The organism is Aquibium microcysteis, assembly GCF_014495845.1.
Lineage (GTDB): Bacteria > Pseudomonadota > Alphaproteobacteria > Rhizobiales > Rhizobiaceae > Aquibium > Aquibium microcysteis.
This window is the reverse complement of the sequence record NZ_CP061080.1, coordinates 1,455,871-1,477,927: the sequence shown is the minus strand read 5'-3', so window position 1 is coordinate 1,477,927 and position 22,057 is coordinate 1,455,871. Positions and strand designations below refer to the sequence as shown.

Annotated in this window: 21 protein-coding genes and 1 pseudogene; 8 read left to right on the top strand and 14 right to left on the bottom strand. The window is 60.7% G+C overall.

Translation table 11 applies throughout. The features are described from left to right. Nucleotides 1-5 precede the first annotated feature (5 nt). From IAI54_RS06835 to IAI54_RS06825, 3 genes are read right to left on the bottom strand one after another with little or no spacing between them, the layout of a single operon-like run. Nucleotides 6-1,007, bottom strand: coding sequence for an ATP-binding protein (locus IAI54_RS06835; protein WP_187971628.1), 1,002 nt, complete (start codon nucleotides 1,005-1,007; stop codon nucleotides 6-8). Next, nucleotides 997-3,369, bottom strand: a complete 2,373-nt coding sequence (locus tag IAI54_RS06830; RefSeq protein ID WP_187971627.1) for an integrase catalytic domain-containing protein — start codon at nucleotides 3,367-3,369, stop codon at nucleotides 997-999. Before IAI54_RS06830 ends, IAI54_RS06835 begins: the two co-directional genes overlap by 11 nt. Beyond that, on the bottom strand, nucleotides 3,353-4,120 hold the full coding sequence (locus tag IAI54_RS06825; RefSeq protein ID WP_187971626.1) for a hypothetical protein: 768 nt from the start codon (nucleotides 4,118-4,120) through the stop codon (nucleotides 3,353-3,355). The genes IAI54_RS06830 and IAI54_RS06825 overlap by 17 nt, the downstream gene beginning before the upstream one ends. Nucleotides 4,121-5,468: 1,348 nt before the next feature. Here IAI54_RS06825 and IAI54_RS29265 point away from each other — a divergent pair. Next, nucleotides 5,469-5,702: an ArsR/SmtB family transcription factor gene (locus IAI54_RS29265; protein ID WP_187971625.1), complete on the top strand. Its 234-nt coding sequence runs from the start codon at nucleotides 5,469-5,471 to the stop codon at nucleotides 5,700-5,702. Nucleotides 5,703-5,842: 140 nt separating this feature from the next. Beyond that, a complete protein-coding gene (locus tag IAI54_RS06815; RefSeq protein ID WP_187971624.1) occupies nucleotides 5,843-7,873 on the top strand; it encodes an AAA family ATPase in 2,031 nt (676 codons plus the stop codon). A 195-nt stretch (nucleotides 7,874-8,068) separates the two neighbouring features. Here the strand turns inward: IAI54_RS06815 and IAI54_RS29110 are convergent, their stop codons facing one another. The 6 genes and pseudogenes from IAI54_RS29110 to IAI54_RS06790 form a co-directional block, all read right to left on the bottom strand. Continuing rightward, nucleotides 8,069-8,224, bottom strand: a complete 156-nt coding sequence (locus IAI54_RS29110; RefSeq protein WP_275403615.1) for a helix-turn-helix domain-containing protein — start codon at nucleotides 8,222-8,224, stop codon at nucleotides 8,069-8,071. An 89-nt stretch (nucleotides 8,225-8,313) separates the two neighbouring features. Further along, nucleotides 8,314-8,421: pseudogene (locus IAI54_RS29365) on the bottom strand (hypothetical protein); the annotation flags it as partial. Between the two features lie 235 nt (nucleotides 8,422-8,656). Continuing rightward, on the bottom strand, nucleotides 8,657-9,202 hold the full coding sequence (locus IAI54_RS06805) for a hypothetical protein (RefSeq protein ID WP_187971623.1): 546 nt from the start codon (nucleotides 9,200-9,202) through the stop codon (nucleotides 8,657-8,659). Between the two features lie 45 nt (nucleotides 9,203-9,247). After that, entirely contained in the window at nucleotides 9,248-9,952 is a 705-nt protein-coding gene (locus IAI54_RS06800) for a heparan-alpha-glucosaminide N-acetyltransferase (protein ID WP_235679282.1), read from the bottom strand. A gap of 212 nt (nucleotides 9,953-10,164) precedes the next feature. Then, nucleotides 10,165-11,358 (bottom strand): ZIP family metal transporter, encoded by a 1,194-nt coding sequence (locus tag IAI54_RS06795; protein WP_420838266.1) that lies wholly within the window; start codon nucleotides 11,356-11,358, stop codon nucleotides 10,165-10,167. Next, a complete protein-coding gene (locus IAI54_RS06790; RefSeq protein ID WP_187971621.1) occupies nucleotides 11,355-12,479 on the bottom strand; it encodes a multicopper oxidase domain-containing protein in 1,125 nt (374 codons plus the stop codon). The genes IAI54_RS06795 and IAI54_RS06790 overlap by 4 nt, the downstream gene beginning before the upstream one ends. A gap of 158 nt (nucleotides 12,480-12,637) precedes the next feature. Between IAI54_RS06790 and mntR the strand changes: the two genes are divergently transcribed. From mntR to IAI54_RS06760, 6 genes are all read left to right on the top strand, one after another. Further along, complete coding sequence (mntR, locus tag IAI54_RS06785; RefSeq protein ID WP_187971620.1) at nucleotides 12,638-13,084, top strand: manganese-binding transcriptional regulator MntR; 447 nt, start codon at nucleotides 12,638-12,640, stop codon at nucleotides 13,082-13,084. 120 nt (nucleotides 13,085-13,204) lie between these two features. Then, entirely contained in the window at nucleotides 13,205-13,594 is a 390-nt protein-coding gene (locus IAI54_RS06780) for a hypothetical protein (protein WP_187971619.1), read from the top strand. 60 nt (nucleotides 13,595-13,654) lie between these two features. After that, nucleotides 13,655-14,161, top strand: a complete 507-nt coding sequence (locus tag IAI54_RS06775) for a copper chaperone PCu(A)C (protein WP_187971618.1) — start codon at nucleotides 13,655-13,657, stop codon at nucleotides 14,159-14,161. Then, a complete protein-coding gene (locus tag IAI54_RS06770) occupies nucleotides 14,161-14,769 on the top strand; it encodes an SCO family protein (RefSeq protein ID WP_187973059.1) in 609 nt (202 codons plus the stop codon). Before IAI54_RS06775 ends, IAI54_RS06770 begins: the two co-directional genes overlap by 1 nt. Nucleotides 14,770-14,862: 93 nt before the next feature. After that, nucleotides 14,863-17,241, top strand: coding sequence for a heavy metal translocating P-type ATPase (locus IAI54_RS06765; protein WP_187971617.1), 2,379 nt, complete (start codon nucleotides 14,863-14,865; stop codon nucleotides 17,239-17,241). Nucleotides 17,242-17,243: 2 nt separating this feature from the next. Beyond that, nucleotides 17,244-18,143, top strand: a complete 900-nt coding sequence (locus IAI54_RS06760) for a cation diffusion facilitator family transporter (protein ID WP_187971616.1) — start codon at nucleotides 17,244-17,246, stop codon at nucleotides 18,141-18,143. 23 nt (nucleotides 18,144-18,166) lie between these two features. Here IAI54_RS06760 and IAI54_RS06755 read toward each other — a convergent pair whose 3' ends face one another. The 5 genes from IAI54_RS06755 to IAI54_RS06735 form a co-directional block, all read right to left on the bottom strand. Beyond that, entirely contained in the window at nucleotides 18,167-18,784 is a 618-nt protein-coding gene (locus IAI54_RS06755) for a transglutaminase-like cysteine peptidase (RefSeq protein ID WP_187971615.1), read from the bottom strand. 92 nt (nucleotides 18,785-18,876) lie between these two features. Beyond that, a complete protein-coding gene (locus tag IAI54_RS06750; RefSeq protein WP_187971614.1) occupies nucleotides 18,877-19,947 on the bottom strand; it encodes a flavin-containing monooxygenase in 1,071 nt (356 codons plus the stop codon). Next, nucleotides 19,944-20,501, bottom strand: a complete 558-nt coding sequence (locus tag IAI54_RS06745; protein ID WP_187971613.1) for a L,D-transpeptidase — start codon at nucleotides 20,499-20,501, stop codon at nucleotides 19,944-19,946. The genes IAI54_RS06750 and IAI54_RS06745 overlap by 4 nt, the downstream gene beginning before the upstream one ends. Before the next feature lie 11 nt (nucleotides 20,502-20,512). After that, nucleotides 20,513-21,367 carry a peptidylprolyl isomerase gene (locus IAI54_RS06740; protein WP_187971612.1) on the bottom strand — a complete coding sequence of 285 codons (855 nt, stop codon included), beginning with the start codon at nucleotides 21,365-21,367 and terminating at the stop codon, nucleotides 20,513-20,515. 4 nt (nucleotides 21,368-21,371) lie between these two features. After that, nucleotides 21,372-22,001, bottom strand: a complete 630-nt coding sequence (locus IAI54_RS06735) for a DsbA family protein (RefSeq protein ID WP_187971611.1) — start codon at nucleotides 21,999-22,001, stop codon at nucleotides 21,372-21,374. Between the last annotated feature and the right edge of the window lie 56 nt (nucleotides 22,002-22,057).

The window sequence follows — 22,057 nt, the reverse complement described above, 5'->3', positions numbered from 1 at the left end:
CAAGCCTAGTTCCGCTGGTAGGAGAAGAGATCGTCATTCGTACCGACCTGCCGCTTCTTGCCAGCTTCGCTGTGGCTCCAAGCGGTAATGATCTCCTTGATGCCGGGCGGTTCGTCCCGAACGAAAGGATTGAAATTGAACGGGCGGGGCATCTCCTTGCGAAGCGCTTCTGCGAGGATCCGGCGGTTCAGGACCGGGTCCTTGGCTCCAGCCAAAACGGCGAGGGCGCGCTTCAGCAGCCGGACGAAGAAGCCGACATTACCCCCCGTCGCCATAAGGAGGCGGCGGGTCTCGTTGTCGGTCCAGAGGTTGTCAATTCCAATACCGGCCGTATCGAACTCGGCGATGATGTCGCCGCAGAACACTTCAATGAAGCCGGCGAAGCGGCCGACGTCTTCGGTCGTCTGGAAGGGAAAGGAGGGAAGGGCAAGCTTCTCGGGCGCGATCGGGAGGACGTGTCCAAGAATACGCGTGACGGCGGTGGGCGCCTCTCGGCCCACAAGGAGAAGTGAGATGCCCCCGCGCATTGCAATGCGCGCGAGCAAGCCCGCTGCGAAGTCGATCTCGTCTGCCTTCGCCCTATCCAGGAGATGAGCATGGTCCAGCACGATCGATGAAACGCTACCATCGCGCAGAATGTCGTGCAGCACATCACCAGCGCGTGACGCATTGCGCTTCGGGATCGAGGCGCGACCCAGCAACCTGGCCAAGATGTGATCAAGGTCGCGGGCGTCGCTTGCGGCCTCCAGTCCGCAGTAGAGCGTCCGCCCCTGGAGGGGGCGGATAAAATCGCTCCTCACCAAGTTCGCGAGGATCTTCACCACGCGGGTTTTCCCCACCTGCGGATCGCCCTCGATCTGGATCACTGCCCCGGGTCCGGTCGCGGCGGCGAGAACCGTTTCGTGAATCGCCGTGGAGCACTCGTTCATGAAAGGGGTATCGACATTCGTACGATCCATCACCTCGCTCAGGTGGCGGACGACCGGTGCTTCAAGTTTAGTAGTCATCTTCCTGCTCCAGTTCCTCATCGCCGCTGGCGACCTTCAACTTCGAAAGGGCACCAGGGAAAGCGGGGTCGCCCTCGCTCATCTCATCCCCGATCGATACGACCGGCTCGATCGAAGGCACTGTTTCGAGACCAAGCATCCGTCGGCGCGCTGCTGACGGATCCGGACGCTGCGGCTCCGGGGAAATGCGGTCAGAAGCAATCGTCTTCGACGGCAAGTCGCGCGGCGGGCGCAGCGTCGGCGTGTATCCGTGTGCGATGGCTCGCTCGACCTGATGGAATGGATTCGACCCGACGGTGGCCGGCAGGTCTGCATCGGAGATTTCGAGGAGAGCCGGGCTGATCGAGCCGGTGAAGAAGCGCATCGCGTCCTTCTGACCCCTTGCCTTGGCGCGCTTCCCCGTCTTGTAGAACGCGATGACGAGTTCTTCATGAGCGCGACGGAGGAAGTCGCCGTTCGTCTCGTCCTTGCCGCGCGTCAGGGCTCGGCTCGCCGCGCTGACAATGAGATGAGCTTCGAGATCTTTCCCGCGCGCATACTCACCTTCCATGCAGGCCACCGGCTGTACTTCACCGGTCCTTGGATGTTCGACATAGGCGATCTGAACTGTGTCCGGCCTGATAAAAATCCGGACTTCCGGGTTTCTATCCGAGAGATCGACGCGCGCGTCGGAGCGAATTTTGCGGATCCATTCCCCGTTGAAAGTTAGGTTGTGGAACCGAACGCCCTCCGTGGATGCGGTCCGCCGGTGCTCCAATGTCAGCTTACGATGCACCGCTTGAATGCTTATCCCGGGGTTGGGGCACCATCCGGGGTTGTCAAGCCTGTACAACCGCAACGCGTCGTGGGGAGCGAGCGCCTTGCTGTTCGGGCCTCTCGTATTGTGCGTGTCGACGATGTGTTGTTCGAGTTTTTCCGCGAACTCCTCGATCGTCAGCAGCTCCTCTGGCTCCCAGGTGCGTCCGCCATTCGCGAACTTTCCATAGTAGCCGGGCAGGCGGGCAAAGAAGTTCTTTTCCAGCGCAGTCCAGATACCCTCAACCTGTCCCTTGTCCTGCGGCATAAAGGCATCGGGTCGGCACATCGTTATGCCGAGACGCTTGGCCGCATTGATGGTCTTGGGGGAGGTGAGTTCGACACCTCGATCCGATACGATCTCTGACGGCAGCCCATAGAGCAACCAGTCAAATGTGCAGGACTCGCCGGCAGTGCGCTGGAGCACCACCGACTTCAGCGACTTCAGAAAAAATGCCGAGCTGGGGTGCCGGAATGAACATGTGTTGGAAACGATGGCGCCAGTGAATGCATCGACGTAAAGCGCAACCCATGCGGATCCGACGCCGCGTGCCTCGGGATCAAGAAATGCGATCCCTGGCGATGTCCGCAGTTTGACCGGCGGCGGCGTATAGTCGAAGATCAGCCTTTCCATCGGATGCCGAACCGAGGACGATTTTCCGGTGAGGCGATAATATTTTACAAGCTTTTTGCTCGATCCTTGCGCAATAAGGACCTCCATCCCCGGAATTTTCTTCAGATACGCTTCGATTGTAGGCAAGCAGGGTCTACGAAGTTGCTGATCAGGAGGTCGAGTAATGTTCTCTTGATCGATGCGCGCTCCGACCAAAGTCCATATGGACTTCGCGCTTTGACCATCCGGTATCAGATGGAATTCCTTGATTACCGTATCGATGACGGTCCGCACGAGAGGGTTGAGGGACGATGGCTGCGGCTTGCCTACACGGCGGTCGAGGAGGCAATGAGGATTGGACACCTGATTTGCCCGTTCCCCGTTCTCCATCGTTGAATCGTTGAGTTTTTTCCTTACGGACTGCCAGCTGGGCGGCTTGGCGATGCCGAGGCGATCAGCCTCGTTCGCGACCAGCTCGGCCAGATTCCGCGGCGGATAGTGGGGCCGCGCGCGCGAGCCGTCCCCGGGACCGGACATGGGAAGCCGCCCAAGTCCACTCTCGGCGCGACGCAGATTTTCAGCGTCGAAGGCGTTAATCATCGTCCAGTACAGTTCGAGCTTCTCCCAAACCGCTGGAGAGGCTCTATTCTTGGCTGCTTCGGCGTCGCCGGACTGCCCGTTTCCGCCATTGACACTGGGGGGATCGTGCCGCGAACTCCGGACGATTATTCCGAGGTTGAATTCCTGACGGATGCGCCACCCCGAACGACAGAGCGGCGAGGCACCGTCAAGGGAATTGAACACAAACTGTCCATCTGTTGCGCGGACAGCGAAGACGTATGGCCTACCGGAAAAATGCAGCGTTTCGCCGGCGTAGAGGGGTATGGTCGGCGGCTGCTGGTCCGGGCCGGGGTCCCCTGGGAAACTTTCGTAAAGGTCAGGCGTCGCCGGCATGTTCTTCCTCCCAGAACAAGATACCGGCCGTTCCTCCCGGAATGACGATCGAATGGTCCGAGAGGCGCTGGGAAAGATCGATGGTAATCGACCGAACAAGGTGCAGGCGGTAAAGCGGTCCGACGAACCCGTTCGGGAGCAACCGCCGAAGGTCGCCCAGACGTGCTGGTCCCTCGGACAGCGCCTTCAGGATTGTTTCGGCATGTTCAGGATCGCACTCGCGATTGCGCTCACAAAAGATCGCAGTCGCGTTGCAATTGATGATGTCTCGACGCCACGCGGCCGCCTTCACGACCCTGTAGATGCGGTCGATCGAGGTATAGGCTCGGCGCGTTGCGTCTAGTTGGAGGTCGAGCCAGGGCTTCTTCAGGTAGGCAGAGGCGCCCTTGACCTCCACGATGTAAGGAGGTCTGTCTCCTACAATCCCCTCAAAATCGGGAACGTGCCGAACGAAATGCCCATCGATTTCGTATGTTATTGATTCGGGCTGATGCCTCAGAAGCGTCGGCCGGTTGAACACCGCTTCGGTCTTCAAGAATGCGCCTTCGTTGATGCCGTGCCCGTGCGCCTCACCGAAATTCGGGGACACGACGTCGAACTCGCAGTCCCTGTTGGATCCAGGACCAGAAGGACGCACGGCGGACCCATCTGAGTACACCGATATCACCCGCACCTCCCCGCTCCAGTCGATGCGGGCGTCGCGCGAGAGGTGGCTTTTGGAAGCCGTCGGTTTCTTCGACAATTTGGGCATTCGCGGCGATTTCTATCGAGCCGCTGGGGCATGACTCTTGACGAAGAATCCTTGTCATGAGAATCTGCCCACGCAGCGGCGAGGTTCTTGCTTCACAGGCTGTGCTCTTGCTGCATGGGTGCTTTCGACGGCTTCAGACCATGCATCAAGTCGGGACTGACGAGACTTTATTGCCTCGATGTCCTCCGGTTCACTTCGATTGCGCTCGGCAAAAGCGCTCTCAGAAATGATCCTCAAAGGGACGGCTTCGTCATTAGAGGCCGCCCCTTTTTCTTTTTTGCGCTACTCCATACGCATACCCCTTTGATTCAACAGACTGGGCTAAGGCGCTGTTTTGACTCTTGGTTCTAGGGATTAGAGTTTGTTCGAGAGGTTGCAATCGTCAAGGATAAATCGACATTCGGGGACTTAGGGAGGCGAAACGCGTGTGCCGAGCGGCTCGTTCTGTCGCGCCGAGTTTTCGTGACCGTCGCCGTTTGAACGCGTTAAATCGCTGAGCGACGCCAAGATCTGTCGATGATAATCAACCGCGCGAGACGCGAGCGAGCCGATATCGAGGCCGTCTGCCTGCGTGTTCGGCGGGGGGAAGAGCGGCATCTGCGGCGACGTAGCGGTTCCGGGTGAAACTACTGCTGTTCCCTCGGCGACCATTGCGAAAATCACATCGAAAGCAGGCGCTGACGTTGCACGGATCAGCTTAGCAAGTTCTTTTAATGATATGCCATCTCGCTGGGTCAGGAGAGCTTCCTGCACCCGCATTCGGTCACCCCGATCGATGGCGGTTGTTCGACAGGTCCATATGCGTCGTGCGCTGCTGAACCAGGGCTCCAACTTGATGTTCGCCCTGCATAACAAAATTGCGGGTTGAGGCAGTAGGAACCGTGTGTCCCCTGGAGCGTCCATATAACATACCAGAAGCCTGTGGCTTTGGACGTGCGCGTAGATTGCAAACGGAATGTCCGGGGGATGCAGCTCGGGCGCGATGGATTCAAGAGCGGAGATCCGTCGGTCCAACGTAAGTTGGATCAAGAGATCTCGATTTATTCGATTGGGGTACTCGATGGCCCCAATCGTCTTGTAGGAACGAAACCCACGACTTCCTCCCATGAGACCTGCCCATCCGCCTACACGAGACGCAAATAGTAGCGTCGGATCATGAACACTGGTGGGGCCGGACCTCGTCGGCGCGATTAGAGCCTACCAGCAGAAACTTATATGTCAATATCTCTAGAACTATTGAGCAATGCAATGCGCTTGACGAAGCGCGCGGCGGTGGCAATTTAGAGGTTTCAACGGGAGAGGTTTTCTGGCCGAGTCCCTGGCATCCGCGGTTCGCCGCTTTTCCGCCTTGTCTCAAGCGTCAAGGCTTGGCGCCGTTCGCGCACTCGCCAACGAAGCGGAATTATCGGTAGGCGAATTGGCAGCGAAGCTTTCCATCCCGACCAATACGATGTCCACACACTTGGCAATTTTGCGAGATGCGGGGCTTCTTCACGCACGTCGTGACGGTCGCACCGTGCATTATTCTCTCAAGCCCGAGGCTCTGGAAGAGCTAGTTGTCTGGCTGAAGAAATCTGCCTGACGTACGCGAATTCAGGTTGCGTGTGTTCTTGTTTTGTTCTATGCCTGCCTGACGCGTAAGAGGCACGCTCCGGGCCGATAGGGCCATCTCCAACACTACTGTTGTTTTCGCCGGCCCAAGCGGTCCGGCCGGAGGTGCTTATGCGTAATTCCAAAAAGAGGCAGGGTACGAAAGATGCTGCCGAACATCAATTGTTCAGCGCAATGCTGCGTATCCTGGGCACGACCATCGGTGGCACCGTGGGGGCTGTCGCGAAACCCGATGCATACGATGAAGTAGCGCTAGGCTTCGCGGAGGTTTCCACCAAAATCAGCGGGCGCAGCCTGCGCCCCGACATGGCTTGGGCTGCCGTCCAGTTGGCGAGGACGATCGAGACCGAGGGCCTGTTTGACCGGCTTAGCGTCGGGTCGATTACCGGCATCGTCCGCGTTTCCAAGCCTGAACATGTAGATCTTGTGGCGGACACCATCGACCTCTGTCTCTACGGCGCGTCGAGGCGCACATCCAAGAAGTCCGGCCGAGCGCTTGTGCTTGCATGCAGTGGCAAGTCACGAACGCATGTGCCCGAAGCCAGGCGTGATGAGGTTCTTCTAGCAATTCAGCAAGGTCAGGCGGTCATTGGCGTATCGGCGAGCCCGGAGACATTCTTGCCGAGTGCGTTGATGCGAGCCGCCGAATTTGATGTGGCGCTTCCATCGACGGACGCACACTGCGTCGCACTCGTCATTGGAGCCGTTCTTGGGATGTCGGTCTCAACTGACCTTATCCAGTTTCATGTTGACGGTGTTGAACCTGACGATCTGGCGATTGCGGTTCGACCCGGCAGACCGGTGCAGGACTGCCTGGAGCGGTTGGCTCACCTTACGGCAAAGAGCCGGCACCGTATTCAAGTGGGACCGCCGCTGCACGTCGTTGCCGAAGACGAAGTTCTGGCGTGGGGTCAGTCGTGCAGCGCTGATCTAGTGGCCTTTCAGAAAGGACAGATTCCTTGGTCGGAATGCGACCATCGTCGCCTTTTGCTGTCCGGGGCTCCCGGCACCGGGAAGACTGCTTTTGCGGCCGCCCTTGCACGGCATGCTGACGTACCCCTTGTGGCAGCGTCTGTCGCTGACTGGTCCGCGGCGCCATACTTGTCGGGGACGCTCGATGCCATGAAGAAATCGTTCCAGTTGGCAGCGGCCAATGCGCCATGTGTATTTTTGGTGGACGAAATCGACGGGATCAGCAATCGCAGTCATGCGTCCGGGGAGTTCGCAGAATATTGGATCCAAATCGTAAATCTGATGCTCGAACTACTGAACGCTGATATGCCGGGCGTCGTAGTAATCGGGTGCACCAACTATCCTGATCGAATTGACCCCGCCATACGAAGAGCGGGTAGGCTTGACTGCCACTTAGAGACTTCGCGTCCATCACCGAAAGCAATTGCTCGGATCATCGAGTACTATCTTGCCGGCGAGATAAACGAGGATCGCTCAAAAATCGCTCGCGCAGCTATCGGGGCGACAGGCGCCGAGATCGAGAGTGCTATTCGGACAGCACGCGGAACAGCAAGAAGGAACGGTGCCGCCTTGGACGAGAGCACCGTGATCAAGGCGATCTCAAGCGTTTCCGGGCCGCAAAACGAAGTCAACCAACAGAACTTTGCGGTGCACGAAGCAGGACATATTGTGGTCAATCAGCTGCTCGACTTGGGACCCGTTCGCAATGCCGTCGTCCATGCGCGGGGAGGTGAGGCCATCTTCGACATAGCTCCCTCGTTCCTGTTGGACTCTGCAACTTGCGAGGCGATGATTACCGCTCTCCTAGCCGGTCGGGCAGCCGAAGAAGTTCTCCTAGGTCACGCAAGCGCTGGGGCAGGGCTCTCGGACGTCTCTGATCTCAGCCGGGCAACCAGGCTTGCGAAACTGATGGAGCTTCAGTTCGGCTATGGTTCATTGGGTTTGGCGTACGAAGATGTGGATCGCGTACCGCTCCGAACAGACGCCGAGCTACGCAAGTCTGTTGGTGAGCGGCTCGCCAGATCCTATGATACTGCGCTGCAACTCGTCCGCCAACATGCCCAGACCGTCCGGGCCCTGGCTGACGCCCTTGCAGAATCCGGCTTTCTTGACGCGACGACTATTGAGGCAATCATGGAGGGCGGGCCGGTTGCTCGTAAAGCAGCGTGAGGCGCGATTATGATACGGAACGTTCGCACATCCGCACTGATTTGCCGCTCGTAGATGCCGTCGATGCTTATGCAGAGGCAACAGGGTTTGAGCCATGTCAGGTCGAGCGGGCGCTCAGTGTTCACCTTCAAAAGCTTGCAGAGGTTGAACGGCTCAAGGAGGCTTTGAGACACCTTAGGTAGTCTGAGGTTTATTTTAGCCTCTGGCCCCCAGCCGCTTCATCTTTTCCCACAGCGTCGAGCGGCCGATGCCGAGTAGTTCGGCGGTCTTGATGACCTGGCCGTCGGTCTGTTCGAGCGCCCGTTCGATCTGCCGGCGCTCTGCCGCGTCGCGGACATCGGCAAGTGGCAGAAACCGGGCCTGGCCTGGGTTCCGGGACGATCAGGGAAGAGATCGCCCGGCATGATCCATTCCGACGACGTGAGCGCTACGGCCCGGTCGACGCGGTTGCTCAGTTCGCGCATATTGCCGGGCCATGGATGCGCGAGGGCTGCTTCCTCCGTCGGGGCGCTAGAGTCGCGGATGCGCGTCCTAACGTGAGGCGGCATTCTCCAGGGAGCGGTCGGGCAGCCAGACGATGTCCTCCGGCCGCTGCCTGAGCGGCAGGACGTCAACCGGGAGCACGGCGAGCCGGAAGTAGAGGTCTTCGCGGAAGCCGGATGGCGTCCTTCAGCGTTTAATGTGCCGATCTCTGGAGGATCGCTTCTCAATACTTCGGCGGGAGAAAGCTCATATCACCCGTAGGAACGCGCTGCCCGAATGCCCGCACCAAACGAATACGAGCTAAATGTCGACACCTTGGTCAAATCGACAGAAAAAGGTCGTTCGATCGGATTTTCCTGTAGCAGAAGGGACGTCTTTCAGAACGACCGTTACCACGGAACTGTCCATGGGTACGTTGATGTAGCCCAGGATAACCGTGTCAGGGTGATCGGACGGACGTAGTTCGAACTGCGCGCGCCCGTTATCGGTCGCGGTCCAAGTGACGGATCCGGTGTCATAGTCGCCCTCGGCCGAGTACGTCGTCTCCATGTCGTGCTGGCGCACGAAGAGATAGAATTCGGGTTCGTTGTCCGGATTGTTCGGCACGCGCCCCCATAGCCAATCCTCGGCCTTCTCCACCGAGGGCCGCGTATTTCGGACGAGATCGCGGCAGTCGGAGTCGGAAGGAGCGGTTCCCTTCTGCGGATACCAGAGATAGACGCCTGTAGGCGGGTCGATCCTGGACGCCGCCCCTACCGGGAAGACCGGGATGGCGGACAGCATGACAAACGAGGCGATGCGGGCTGCTCGCCGGCATCGTTCAGGTCGTTGATCCCGAGCAAACACGAATCCTTCTCCATCATGCGTCGGAGCAGAGCCCTCAGCGCGAGCTTATCGTGCGGCGAGAACCCACGACAGCGGAACAATGATCGCCAGGAGTATGGGCTGATGCAGAAGATAGATGAGAAGGCTCTTGCGTCCCATCCACGCGAGCCCTTTGGCTAGCTTCCCACTGCTTCGAACCGCCGCGAGCCTCTCGCCGCCGCCGCCGCGCAGCATCCACGCGGTCGTCGCCATGCCTATCAAGGTGAGACCGCTCCAGGGGAAGATCGGCACGAAGTCATTGCTCGGCGGTACATTCGAGGCGAATCCTATCCATGCCAGCCAGCGCGTGTCGAAGATCTCCGAGCTTGTTACGAAGGGCAGGGCAAACACCGCAATACCTGCGGCCGCACTTGCCCACGCCGGAGCACGGATGAAACACAACCCGATCAAGGACGTCGCCGTGATCGCGTGAAGGATGCCGAAGTAGACGAAACTTTGAGGAAAGGCGAACCACGTGACAGCCGATATTGCCGCTGCCGACAGGGCGATCAACACCAGGCGTTTCAAGAACGGCCTAGTCCGAAACCCGGATCGATGAGCGAGCACGAGACTGACGCCGACCAGGAGCATGAAACTGCCTGCCAGACAACGTCCGAACAACAGCCAGACCGGATGCCTCGCTACGCCGGAAATGAAGCCTGCGAACTCAAGATCCCAGACGATGTGAAAGAGAACCACACCTGCGATGGCCAGGCCGCGGACGATGTCCACGGCATCAAAACGTCCGGATATCACAGGCTTTCTCGGCATCTCATATCGCGGCAAGGTGCCGCTCGTTCTTCGGGTTCAAGGATGGCCGCATCGCTGAGGGTGTCGAGGATCGGGGACATACCCGACAGGAACCAGGGCCTACTCCCCGGCTGATCCCGCATCGAGCGGCGATCTGTGTGCTTCGCGAAGCGACGACCAGACGGCGTTGGTCGTCAGATTTTCACCAGCATCGCGGTGACGTACATGAAAACCACGCCAAAAGCGATCCCGCTGAGCACCGGAAGGGACGCGATCCGTGCCCATGTGCGGTCACTACGTACAAGCAGTGCGACCACTTCGACGATGACCTGGAGGATCGCGCCCGCGCCGATCGAGAGCGCGAGCGCCGACCAGTGCGGTGCATAGGCGAGGCTGCCTAGCCACATGCCGAGCACCGCTGGGCCTCCGGCGAGGAGGGCCAGTCCGGCAAACACATGAAGGGGCGGACGGACCTTGAGGATGGGTGCCGCGATACCTATGCCCTCAGTGATATTGTGCAGCGTGAATCCGATGACGAGGAAGGTGCCGAGCCCGGCGGCGCCGGCCGCAAATGCCGCACCTATGGCGAGGCCTTCCCCAAGATTGTGCAACCCTATGCCGAGCGCGATATAGGCGGCGAGTGACACGCCGGTTGGGACGCCGCGTCGCCTGGCGATGGCCATGAGGAGCAGAAAGCTTGCTCCCGCCGTGAGCACTACCATGGTCGGTCCCTGGAAAATCGCGGCTGCCTCGCCGGCGAATTCGAACGCGTCCTCCAGGGTGTCGACGAGCAGGAAGCCAAGTAGTCCAATGGTCAGAGCGAGCAGGAAATCGATAACCGTTGGCCCCGCGTTTCGCAGCGCGGGGTAGAATGCAAGTCCGATGACCACCGGCAATATCCCGACGAACGCACCCAGAACGGCCTGCGCGACAAGATTGCCGGATGTAGCCACCGGTGTCGCCACGGCAACCGGAATCGGATGATCGAAGGTTGCGCCCGTATTGGTGACGAACGTCACCGAATGGCCTTCGCCGACAATCCATGGGAAAGGAATCGTGATCCAGGCGGTGCTGCCGCGCGCTATCGGACCGGGCGGGGTCTGCACGAACTCCCAGTACGCCGCGTCCACCTGGATCTGAGCGATGCGCATGGATTCCGAACCGCCGGCCCGCACGAGCATCCGGAGGCCGTCATTATCAAGGATTGTTCGCTCGACCGTCAGCGACTCGACGGGTGGCGCGCCATTGCGGAAGGCCGACAACGGATCGGTCGCAACCAGCCACCATATGGCAGCGCCAAGCAGAAGAACGGGCACAAGGAGCCAAATCGCCGTGGCCAGCGGGCGATGCAATGCCTCGGATTTTGTACCTGTGCCACTCTCGTTCACGACACCGCCTCCACGACCTCGAACATTCCCATCCATCCGAGTTCGGTGAACTCTGACTGGTGGGCGTGGAACATGTAGAGGCCTGGCTCGTGGTCAGCGAAGGTGAACTCAAGGATCCCACGCTCCGCCTGGCATTGGACGATCAGGTCGACGGTCTTCAGCGTGGGAGTCAGGGTCGTGCCCTGGTTGTAGTAGTCGAAGAAATTGGCGTGCAGATGAAACGAATTGATGGGGTCGAACTCTGTCACATTGGCAAGGTAGATGCGAACTGGGCGGTGTCTTTCCACGCGGATCGGCTTTTTGGCGTAGCAGTGCGCGACCGTGTTGACAGCGTAGAACTCGTTTTCGCCATCGAATGTGGTGTCGAAGGCATTCATCACCATCGCCATCTCTTGCCAGACGGCGTTCTCCGGGGTTCCCAGGAGACGCGAGCGAGCGACGTCGGCGAAGTCAGGATGCCGGGTCGGGTCAGGATCGATGATGAAAAGCCCGTACATGCCCTTGTGGATATGGCGGGCGAGCGGCAGCGCGTGGCAGTGGTAGAGATGACAGCCGAAAGGTCTGGCATCGAATTCGTAGACGAACTCTTCGCCGGGATCGATCTGGCCGGCGCCCGGAATGCCATCCATGCGCGCAGCGTGAATGCCGTGGAAGTGCATCGTGTGGGGGTGCGAGCCGTAGTTCTTGAATACGATGCGCAGTTTCTCGCCTTCGACCGCTCTAAGGGCCGGGCCGGGGACTCGACCGTTGTAGGTCCACGCCGGGAACATCACGCCGGGCGCGATCTCAATCTCTTTGTCCTCGACATAGACCTCGAAGGTGCGCAGTCTTCGGCCGTCGGGCAACGTCGAAACTTCACCGGTATACCAGTCGGTCAGCATCGCGGTCGGATCGAAGCCGTTGCGAACGTCGTCGACATCGCCAACCGTGATCATCGCTCCGTGCGCTTGACGGTGCGGCGACGGAGGAGCTTCACCAGGCGCAGAAGCCGCGCCGTGGCCAGCATGGCCAGCCGGTTGCCCTGAGGCAGATCGACCGGACACGACCGCGGCTGCCGCTGTGAGCAGTCCGCCGCCAAGGAAACTACGTCTGCCAAAGTCGATCGGGAGCCAGCGTCTCATGTCCATCCTTGGCGAACCTGTATGGGCAATTTGAGCACAGCGCCATCATTATAGCAATCGCTATAAAGAAATCCATTTGCTATTTCGGTTGGAATGAGTCTTAGCCACGGGCTATACATCTTTGACGCATGGCAGACCGGAAGGAACCGAACGAACCGATGCCCGCCAGAAAGATGAACCAGGCCGCTACCCTTCCGGACGCCGAGTCGCACGTGGAAGGATTCCGACAGGTCCGGCACAACCGCCGGACGGAACTCGCGGAGGACTACGTCGAACTGATTGCCGATCTGATCGATCATGGAGGCGAGGCGCGGCAGGTTGATATCGCCCAGCGCCTTGGCGTGGCACAGCCCACTGTCGCGAAGATGTTGAAGCGTCTCGTGGGAGACGGTCTGGTTCAGCAGAAGCCGTATCGAGGCGTATTTCTCACCACATCGGGACGCGACCTTGCCGCCACGAGTCGGGAGCGGCACCGTGTGGTGGAGGCCTTCCTGCTCGCGCTCGGGATCAGCGAGGAAACCGCCAGGGTCGATGCGGAAGGAATCGAGCACCACGTGAGTGCCGAGACCCTCGACGCCTTCCGGAAGTTCACAATGGGTCGGTGATCGTTTCCCAACTTGGGGAGCGCACGAGAACCGCTATTCTGGATGCCGTCCTTGGCTCCGGGCCCGTTGGAAGTCTTGTCGCAGTGACACAGACGCAGCAGGGATGCCATGACGTGCGGGATGCGGCAGTTCCGGCTTCTTCTCGATGATCGCCTGTCCGCCTGGCTGGTCGCCGGGCTCGCCGCCTATGTACTGCTGCTCCAGGGACTGACGACGGCCTACGCAAAAGGCGCGATGGCCGACATTGGTGCAGTCCTTGTTATCTGCGCGCCGTCCGGAGAACGGCCGCAAACTGATGTTCCTCTCGACGTACTGGCCAAGGAATGCTGCGGCGCGCTTTGCAAGTCCGCCTGTGCGACGCCGCCGGGGTTGGCAGGGTCCGTTCAGGCTCAGCTCGCAGCGCCCGTCACAGAGCGTGGCGCGCGGCATCAGGATGGCGGGCCGCGCGCGACGCCGCGCCAAACAGGACATGGCGGAGGCGCGCGTGCGCCCCCGATGCTCTCCATCTGACGCATGAACCCGCGGACGCCTCATCAGCGGTCGCGATCTCGCATTTGGAGAAGACAGATCATGAGACTTTCAACCTGCATCCTCGCGGCGGGCCTCGCCGTGGCCGCTATTCCCGCAATCGCCCATGACTTTCGAGCCGGCGACATCGCCATCGGTCATCCCTGGACTCGCGCCACTCCGCCGGGAGCGAAAGTCGGCGGAGGCTATCTGACGCTCAGCAATGAGGGCGACGCGACTGACCGAATCCTCGGCGGAACGTCCGCCGCCGCAGGCAGGGTCGAAATCCACCTGATGGAAATGACCGACGGCATAATGAAGATGCGCCCGGTCATCGGCGGGGTCGAGATTGCGACCGGCCAGACTGTGGAGTTCGCGCCCGGCGGCTACCATCTGATGCTGATGGAACTGGCTCAGCCGATCGCGGACGGGGCCAGAATTCCGCTGACCCTCGAATTCCAGAAGGCCGGGAAGGTAGAGATAGAACTCGCCGCCGGACCGCTCGGCGGGCCCGCGCCCGGACTGGGAACTGAGGCAGGCGGGGTGTCCGGACATGGGGGGCATGATTGATGCGCCTCCGTCTTTGGGTATGGACGATCTGCGCGGTTCTGGCGCTGATCATGAGCGGTCTGGTCGGGTGGACACTCGTCAATCCGCGGCAGCAGTTCGCCGCGCAGCAGACCACTGGCGTCGCCACTGTTGGCGGCCCGTTCACGCTGATAGGCACCAACGGAAAGACGGTGACTGAAAAGGCGTTCCTGGGAAAGCCCACCGCCTATTTCTTCGGATTCACCTACTGCCCCGAAGTGTGCCCGACCACGCTCTATGAACTGACCGGGAGGATCGCCGAACTCGGCGAAGACGCAGACAAGATGAACTACGTTTTCGTCTCCGTGGATTCCGGCCGTGACGGCCCTGAGGAGATCAAGAAATACCTCTCCTCGTTCGATAGGCGCATCGTCGGCCTGACGGGTTCAGAAGCGCAGATCGACGCGGCCGCGAAGGCGTTCCGAATCTACTACAAGCGTGTGCCCGTCGAAGGCGGCGACTATACGATGGACCATACCGCGTCGGTCCTGCTGATGGATGCCGAAGGCAAATTTTTTGGAACCGTCGACTACGAGGAGTCGCCGGAGATCATGCTTGCCAAGCTCAAACGCCTCGCCGAGGAGGGGTAGCTGCCTCACGCGGAAAACAACAAGATGAACCCCTTGAACCTCTAGCCCCTAGAGCAACTATCATCACCGCAGAACGCTTACAGAGGTGCGGTGATGGAACAGGATTCGACGAAAACGAGGTTCCGGATTGACGGAATGGACTGCGCGGCGTGCGCGGCCAAGATCGAAAAGGTCGCGCGGAGCGCATCCGGAGTCCGGGACGTCAGCGTCTCCGCTACCGCAGGCACGATGCTGTTGGAGCATGACGCATCGGCGAACCTCGATAGCATCGTCGCCGGTGTCGACAGGCTGGGCTACAAGGTTCTTGGCATCGCGCCTGCCGGTGTCACGGGCAAGGCAGAGAGAAGGGTTGCCTCCGAATCCCGTGGCCATAGTTCGGAACCTGACCGGAATCATCTGAACCACGATCATGGCGGCCACGATCACAAGGGCGAAGATATCGGATCAGACGATCACTCGGGTCATGACCATGACAGCCATGAGCCGGCATCCCAGACGATAGCGCACGGCGAGGACAAAGCCACACCGAATTCGCGAGCCACCATAGCGACAGCGGACGCTGCTGCGTCTGCCGGACTGCATGGTCACGATCACGGCGGGGCCGATGGTCCGTGGTGGGCGTCTCACAAGGCCCGGCTGACCATCGTCTGCGGTGTTGCGCTCGGCGCGGCATTCGTGCTCGCCCAGGTGTTCCCGCAGACGGAACCATGGGTGTTTATCCTCGCCATGGCGGTTGGCCTGATACCGATAGCGAGGCGCGCCGTCGCGGCAGCTCGCATCGGGATGCCCTTCACCATCGAGACGCTGATGACGATCGCAGCCGTGGGTGCGGTATTCATCGATGCCAGCGAAGAGGCGGCGGCGGTCGTGTTCCTTTTTCTTGTCGGCGAGTTGCTTGAGGGCGTGGCCGCCGGTCGCGCCCGCGCTTCGATCCGTGCGCTGGCGACGCTCGTGCCCAAGACTGCATTGGTCGAGAAGGATGGCAAGACCACCGAGGTGCCCGCCGAACAGCTCTCCGCTGGCACGATCATCCTCGTGCGGCCGGGTGATCGAATTCCGGCCGACGGCACCATCCTTTCCGGCGAGACGTCCGTCGACGAGTCGCCGGTGACGGGTGAATCGGTCCCGAAGAGAAAAGGTCCCGAGGACGATGTGTTCGCCGGCACCATCAACCAGGATGCGGCGATCCGTGTCTCAGTCACAGCGGAGGCCGAGGACAACACGATTTCTCGTATCATCCGGCTCGTCGAAGAGGCACAGGAGTCCAAGGCGCCGACCGAGCGCTTCATCGATTCCTTCTCGAAATACTACACGCCCGGCGTGATGATCGTCGCCACGCTCATTGCTGTCGTGCCACCCCTCGTGGCGGGCGGTGCCTGGGGTGAATGGATCTACAAGGGCCTTGCGGTCCTGCTGATCGGGTGCCCTTGCGCCCTGGTCATCTCGACGCCCGCCGCGATCGCCGCGAGCCTGTCCGCGGGTGCTCGCCGCGGCATGCTGATGAAGGGTGGTGCGGTGCTGGAATCCTTGGGCAAGATCACCAAGGTGGCGTTTGACAAGACCGGCACTCTGACAGCGGGCAAGCCTGTCGTAACCGACCTGATAGGCGTTTCGAGGAGCGACGACGAAACCTTGCGGCTCGCAGCCGACCTGGAAGTCGGCTCATCCCACCCTCTGGCACTGGCCATTCTCAATGAGGCGAAGAAGCGTCGTATCGAACCGACATCGGCGAAGGATGCTCGCGCGATCGGCGGCGAAGGCGTCGTCGGCAGCGTAGGCGGACTGGATCTGTTCCTTGGCTCGCCGCAGGCTGCCGCAAAGCGCGCGTCGCTGCCGGACGGTCTGGACGGACGGATCGCAGCATTGAACGACGAGGGAAAGACCGTTTCGCTCTTGTTGGTGGGCAAGGAGGTCGCCGGCCTGATCGCCATGCGGGACGAGCCGCGGGAGGACGCGAAGAGAGGCGTGCAGGCGCTGTCCGAACTCGGTATCTCTTCGGTGATGCTGACGGGCGACAATCGCCGTACAGCAGCCGCCATCGCCGCCACCCTCGGCCTGGAGCCGCGCGCGGAACTCCTGCCGCAGGATAAGCAGCGCATAGTGGGCGAGATGCGAGACGCAGGCGAACGTGTCGCCAAGGTCGGCGACGGCATCAATGACGCGCCTGCGCTGGCCGCCGCTGATGTCGGCATTGCCATGGGCGGTGGCACCGATGTTGCGCTGGAGACAGCGGACGCTGCTGTCCTGAACGGTCGTGTGGTCGACGTGGCGGGCATGGTGCTGCTGTCACGCGCGACGATGTCGAACATCTGGCAGAACATCACGATCGCTCTCGGCCTGAAAGCCGTGTTCCTCGTGACCACGGTGCTTGGCGTGACGGGCCTGTGGCCGGCCATTCTTGCCGATACCGGCGCAACTGTTCTCGTAACGGCCAATGCGATGCGGCTTCTCCGGTGGAAGGGAAGCAGCTGACGATGGCCCATTCGCACGGAGACGTAGATACGGGCGACAGGCGGATCGGCTGGGCGGTAGCAGTGAATGTCGCCCTGACATTCGCGCAGATCGCCGGGGGAATCCTGTCGGGCAGCCTGTCGCTGATCGCGGATGCGATACACAACTTTTCGGACGCAGCATCCCTGGGCATCGCATTCGTGGCTCGGCGCATATCGCGACGGCCGGCGGACGACCGCATGACGTTCGGGTATGCACGCGCGGAGATCGTAGCAGCGCTGATCAACTACACGACGTTGATCGTGATCGGCCTCTACCTCGTCTACGAGGCGGTAATGCGGTTCATCACGCCCGAACCTATCGAGGGCTGGCTTGTCGTGTGGATCGCAGGGATTGCGCTCGTCATCGACACCGTGACCGCCGTGCTGGTGTACTCGATGTCGCGAAGCAGCATGAACATCCGGGCGGCCTTCCTGCACAACATCGCCGATGCGCTGGGGTCGATAGGCGTTATTCTCGGAGGCACCGCGATCATCGTGTTTGGCTGGCTCTGGATTGACCCAGCCATCACGCTCATGATCGCGGGATATATCCTGTGGCAGGCATTCCGCGAGATCGGTGGCTCGATCCGCATCCTCATGCAGGGTACTCCGGAGGGAGTGGATGCAACCCGGATAAGAAATGATATCGAGCGTCTGGACGGTGTCGCGGCGGTAACGCATTTCCACATCTGGTCGATCGACGAAGACCATGCCTCGGTCGAGGCACATGTGGCGCGCACGCCATCCAAGGATGGCGATCCGGCGCTGCTAATCAGCATCCGAAAGGTGCTGCGCGAGCAGCATGGCATCGGACATTCGACGATCGAACTCAGGCCAGTTGAGCCAGCGGCGGTAGACGAGAACGGCCCCCGCACTCACTGAGATCGATTCCGACGAGCGGGCAGTCAGCGAATTGAAGCCACGAGCGGCTCGCCATGGCCGTCCTCGATGGTGACCCAGCGCCCGGTGTGGTCTGAGGCCTGGCGCTTGAGATAGGTGTAGCCGGTCTCGTCCCAGGGCTTCACCTCGTCGTTGAGATTGTCCAAGACGAAGTCACCGCCGGTCGTTCGCACGGTGAGGATGGCATGCCCTTCGCCGTCGGGCTTGCGGAGGACCGTGATCAACAGGTTCGCACGCGATATCCCCTTCGCGGCAAGGATTCTCTGTTTCTGCAGAACGTAGTCTTCACAGTCGCCAGCTCCGTACGGAAGCGTCCAGAATTCGTCGACGCCGTAGAGGTCGCTGTCGCTGACTGGCCTTATGGCAAGATTGACGGCAACGGTGACGTCCCTGAGCGTCCGCAGGAATTCGAGTGATGCCGAGTGGGGCTGCCTGATCTCGGGCCGGATCGCGCATTCGCCAAGGAATCGCTGGCAATAGTTGTAGTGGCCGATGGGTTGGGAGGTGATGCCTCCCGTCAGCATGACACTCGGGTGAGCCGAGGAAGAGCCAGAGCCGAGCGCCGTGGCGCCTGTCACAACGACCGCAATCGTGATCGCCTGCCAAAAAGTAGCCAATGCCATGCCGTCGTCGCTTGTTTCGCTTCTTAACGGGACGTTAACGTCGGAGATACTCGTGTCAATGACCGGAAGGCAACACCCTCCGAGCGGACGAGTTAGCGATCCGTCGGTGCAGCAGCCGAATTGGAGATCCGGTTCACGATCTGCTCGGCGTCAGGCCCGGCTCCCATCACGAGGGCCGAAGCACGGTTGCGTTGCCAAGGTCGACCGACGAAGTACAGGCCTTCGACAGGCGACACGCCCTGACTATGAACGAAGCTGCCGGTTGCGTCGGTCGCCCCAGGCAGATCGAGCCAAGAGCTGTCGTCGCGATAACCCACGGCCCAGATGACCGTGGCAACCTCCATCGACTTCCCGTCCTCAAAGGTGACCGTTGAACCGGAGGCTGCGACGAGGCGTGGGACAACGATAACGCCCAGCCGCCTCAGGCTTTCGATGGAGCGGTTGCGATCCGGAAAGGCGTCGGCAGCTCGAATGCGTCGCCCTATCCTCGTCTCGGGGCCCGCTCGCAAAACCCCTGACAAGCTCAGCCACCACCAGATACTCTTGCCGAAGATGCGCTCAGGGAAAAGGCGTCGGGGTTTTCCTGTGGCCAGTAGCGTCCGGTGGGTGCCAGCCAGTTCCACTGCGATGTCGCGCCCGCTAGCACCGTCGCCGACGACGAGCACGCTACCCGGTGGAACCTGTGAGGGGTCCCGATAGGTATCTGCGGTCAGTCGGAGGACGCTCTTCCCGAGACCACGGTCCAAGACGGGTATGAACGGTTGCTGAAAGCCGCCGGTGGCAATGATCACACTGCGCGAGGCGATTACGCTACCGTCAGCGAGACGCGCTTCGAAAAGCCCACCATCGATTCTGCGCATCGCCGAAACTCTCGCGCCGAGCCGGATATTGAGTTTGAAATGGTCGGCATAGCGGTCGAGGTAGTCCGCGAACTCGTCCCGTGTCGGGTAGGCTTCGCGATTGCCGACGAGGTCGAGTCGCGGCAGGGAGCTAAACTGCCTCGGAGTAAAGAGGGTGAGAGACCGGTAGCGCTTTCGCCAGCTATCGCCGATCCGGTCCGAAGCCTCGACCACCAGATAGTCAATATTCGACTTCCGCAGGTGATAGGCGGAAGCCAGGCCAGCCTGGCCCCCACCGATCACCAACGCGCCGATCGGGATCATTGCAGAACCACCACCTGTGCTCCAACGGGCACTCGTTCGAAGAGATCCTCCACATGCTCGTTCAACATTCGAATGCAGCCATTCGAGACTGCCTTGCCGATCGTCCACGGCTCCGTCGTACCGTGGATGCGGTAAAGCGTGTCGCGACCATCGCGGTAAAGATAGAGCGCACGCGACCCCAAGGGATTGCCGGGTCCGCCCTTCATGCCCGCGGCGTAACGGCTGTATTTCTTTGGATTTCGCCGGATCATGTTGTCGGTGGGCCGCCAACTGGGCCACTTTGCCTTGCGGCCCACCTCCGCCGTCCCCCTGAAGGCGAGACCCGCCCGTCCAACGCCTATCCCATAGCGTCGGGCCACGCCTGTGGCTTCCACCAGGTACAGAAACCGCTTTGCCGGGTCGATGAGTATCGTCCCGATAGCGACGTCCGCATCGACGTCGACAAGCTGCGGCATGTACTCCTCGGCTAGCACGAACTTCTTGTTCGCAGCCTCCGCGCGAGCAAAAGCCAAGGGCGCGGTTGCCAGCGTAAGGAGAACCCAACGTCTGTCCATCGCGCTGCTCCTCAGTGATCGTGTCCGTCGTCGGGCTGGGGTGGCCGTACGTCGGGAACCAGTTTCTCGACATTCGTCTCTGTTCGAAGCTCGGCCATGATCGCCTGAGCGGCTCGCGCTTCGAGTGCCTGGCGTATCTGAGGTGCCATGGCTTCGAAGGCGGGAGCCGGCCGCGTTCTGCCTTCTTCGAGCCGAACGACATGGTATCCGAACGGGCTCTGGACGGGGGCCGGGGCGATTTCGCCTGGCGACAATGCCACCAGGGAAGCTTCGATCTCCGGCAGGATTGTGCCCTTCGCGTTGAAACCGAGATCCCCGCCCTTGCCCTTCGAGGCCTCGTCGAGGGAACGGTCGCGGGCGAGCGCAGAAAAATCGCCCCCGGACTTGAGTTCTTCGATCACCGCCATCGCATCGGCCTCTGACGAAAGGAGGATATGGCTCGCGCGGAACTCGTCGACCGGAGGCATTTGCGCGGCCTGTTCCTCATAGGCCTTGCGCACTGCGTCATCGTCGACGCGCTTCGCGATCTCGGCTTCCATGTAAGCCGTTCGGAGGGTCTGTCCCTCGTAGAAAGCCATCCTGCGTTTATGCCCTTCCTGGTCGTCCAGATCGGCTGCGCGGGCCGCATCCTTGGCCAATTGCATGTCGATGAGCGCGTCGACCAGAACGGAGCGCCTGGCGTCTTCGGGCATCGATCCGAGTTGTTCTCCATACATCTCCGTCGCAACGGCGAGATCGGCTTCGGTTATGACCGTCTCACCGACACGAGCCACGGCTTTGCTTTCTTGAGCCTGGAGAGGGACCGCAAGGATCAGCAGCGAGAGTACGCTTGCTGTCAGCAGGCGCGTATTGGGTGACCTGTACATGGACCTATTCTCCTGCCTTGATCAGCGGATCGACGATCGAGCTGAACTGTTCGACGGTAAGCGCGCCTGCCGTCTTTTCACCGTTGATGAAGAAGGTGGGGGTTGAGTCGACGCCGTAGGCCTTGCCTGCCTCGGTCACCGCAGTGACCTTTTCCAGGAGAGCCTGGTCACTCAGACAGGCCTCAACCTGCTCGCCAGTCATCCCGGTCATGCCCATGAGCGACTTTAATGCCGCGACACCATCCGGAACCCGAGCCCACGCATCCTGGCTCCGATAGAGCAGATCAACGACCGGATACCATTTGTCGGGTCCGGCACAGCGGGCAAGCATGAAGCCGCCGGATGCCCGCGGATCGAACGGAAACTCGCGCATGATGAATCGCACCTTGCCCGTGTCCACATACTTCTCTTTCACGGCCGGCCACGCGGTCACATGAAAGGTTCGGCAATGCGGGCACGTGAGCGACGCGTATTCGATGACCGTGACTGGCGCATCGGCAGAGCCGAAGGATATCTCCGGCAGTGGACCGGGCTTGAGAAGTTCCTCTGGCGTGGCGGATGCGGCCCTTCCGCTCATGAGCGGGAAGGTGGCGGCCGCAACGAGACTGGCGGCAATGAAACTGCGGCGCTTCATGGTTATTCTCCATCGGTTTGAACTGGAGGTTCTGCGACCTCCAGCGGCATGAGGTT

What these genes read in the sequence shown, in the direction of transcription:
- IAI54_RS06835 (WP_187971628.1), bottom strand. Translation starts at nt 1,007, where the DNA reads ATGACTACTAAACTTGAAGCACCGGTCGTCCGCCACCTGAGCGAGGTG.
- IAI54_RS06830 (WP_187971627.1), bottom strand. Translation starts at nt 3,369, where the DNA reads ATGCCGGCGACGCCTGACCTTTACGAAAGTTTCCCAGGGGACCCCGGC.
- IAI54_RS06825 (WP_187971626.1), bottom strand. Translation starts at nt 4,120, where the DNA reads ATGCCCAAATTGTCGAAGAAACCGACGGCTTCCAAAAGCCACCTCTCG.
- IAI54_RS06815 (WP_187971624.1), top strand. Translation starts at nt 5,843, where the DNA reads ATGCGTAATTCCAAAAAGAGGCAGGGTACGAAAGATGCTGCCGAACAT.
- IAI54_RS06790 (WP_187971621.1), bottom strand. Translation starts at nt 12,479, where the DNA reads ATGAGACGCTGGCTCCCGATCGACTTTGGCAGACGTAGTTTCCTTGGC.
- mntR (WP_187971620.1), top strand. Translation starts at nt 12,638, where the DNA reads ATGCCCGCCAGAAAGATGAACCAGGCCGCTACCCTTCCGGACGCCGAG.
- IAI54_RS06780 (WP_187971619.1), top strand. Translation starts at nt 13,205, where the DNA reads ATGCGGCAGTTCCGGCTTCTTCTCGATGATCGCCTGTCCGCCTGGCTG.
- IAI54_RS06775 (WP_187971618.1), top strand. Translation starts at nt 13,655, where the DNA reads ATGAGACTTTCAACCTGCATCCTCGCGGCGGGCCTCGCCGTGGCCGCT.
- IAI54_RS06770 (WP_187973059.1), top strand. Translation starts at nt 14,161, where the DNA reads ATGCGCCTCCGTCTTTGGGTATGGACGATCTGCGCGGTTCTGGCGCTG.
- IAI54_RS06765 (WP_187971617.1), top strand. Translation starts at nt 14,863, where the DNA reads ATGGAACAGGATTCGACGAAAACGAGGTTCCGGATTGACGGAATGGAC.
- IAI54_RS06760 (WP_187971616.1), top strand. Translation starts at nt 17,244, where the DNA reads ATGGCCCATTCGCACGGAGACGTAGATACGGGCGACAGGCGGATCGGC.
- IAI54_RS06755 (WP_187971615.1), bottom strand. Translation starts at nt 18,784, where the DNA reads ATGGCATTGGCTACTTTTTGGCAGGCGATCACGATTGCGGTCGTTGTG.
- IAI54_RS06750 (WP_187971614.1), bottom strand. Translation starts at nt 19,947, where the DNA reads ATGATCCCGATCGGCGCGTTGGTGATCGGTGGGGGCCAGGCTGGCCTG.
- IAI54_RS06745 (WP_187971613.1), bottom strand. Translation starts at nt 20,501, where the DNA reads ATGGACAGACGTTGGGTTCTCCTTACGCTGGCAACCGCGCCCTTGGCT.
- IAI54_RS06740 (WP_187971612.1), bottom strand. Translation starts at nt 21,367, where the DNA reads ATGTACAGGTCACCCAATACGCGCCTGCTGACAGCAAGCGTACTCTCG.
- IAI54_RS06735 (WP_187971611.1), bottom strand. Translation starts at nt 22,001, where the DNA reads ATGAAGCGCCGCAGTTTCATTGCCGCCAGTCTCGTTGCGGCCGCCACC.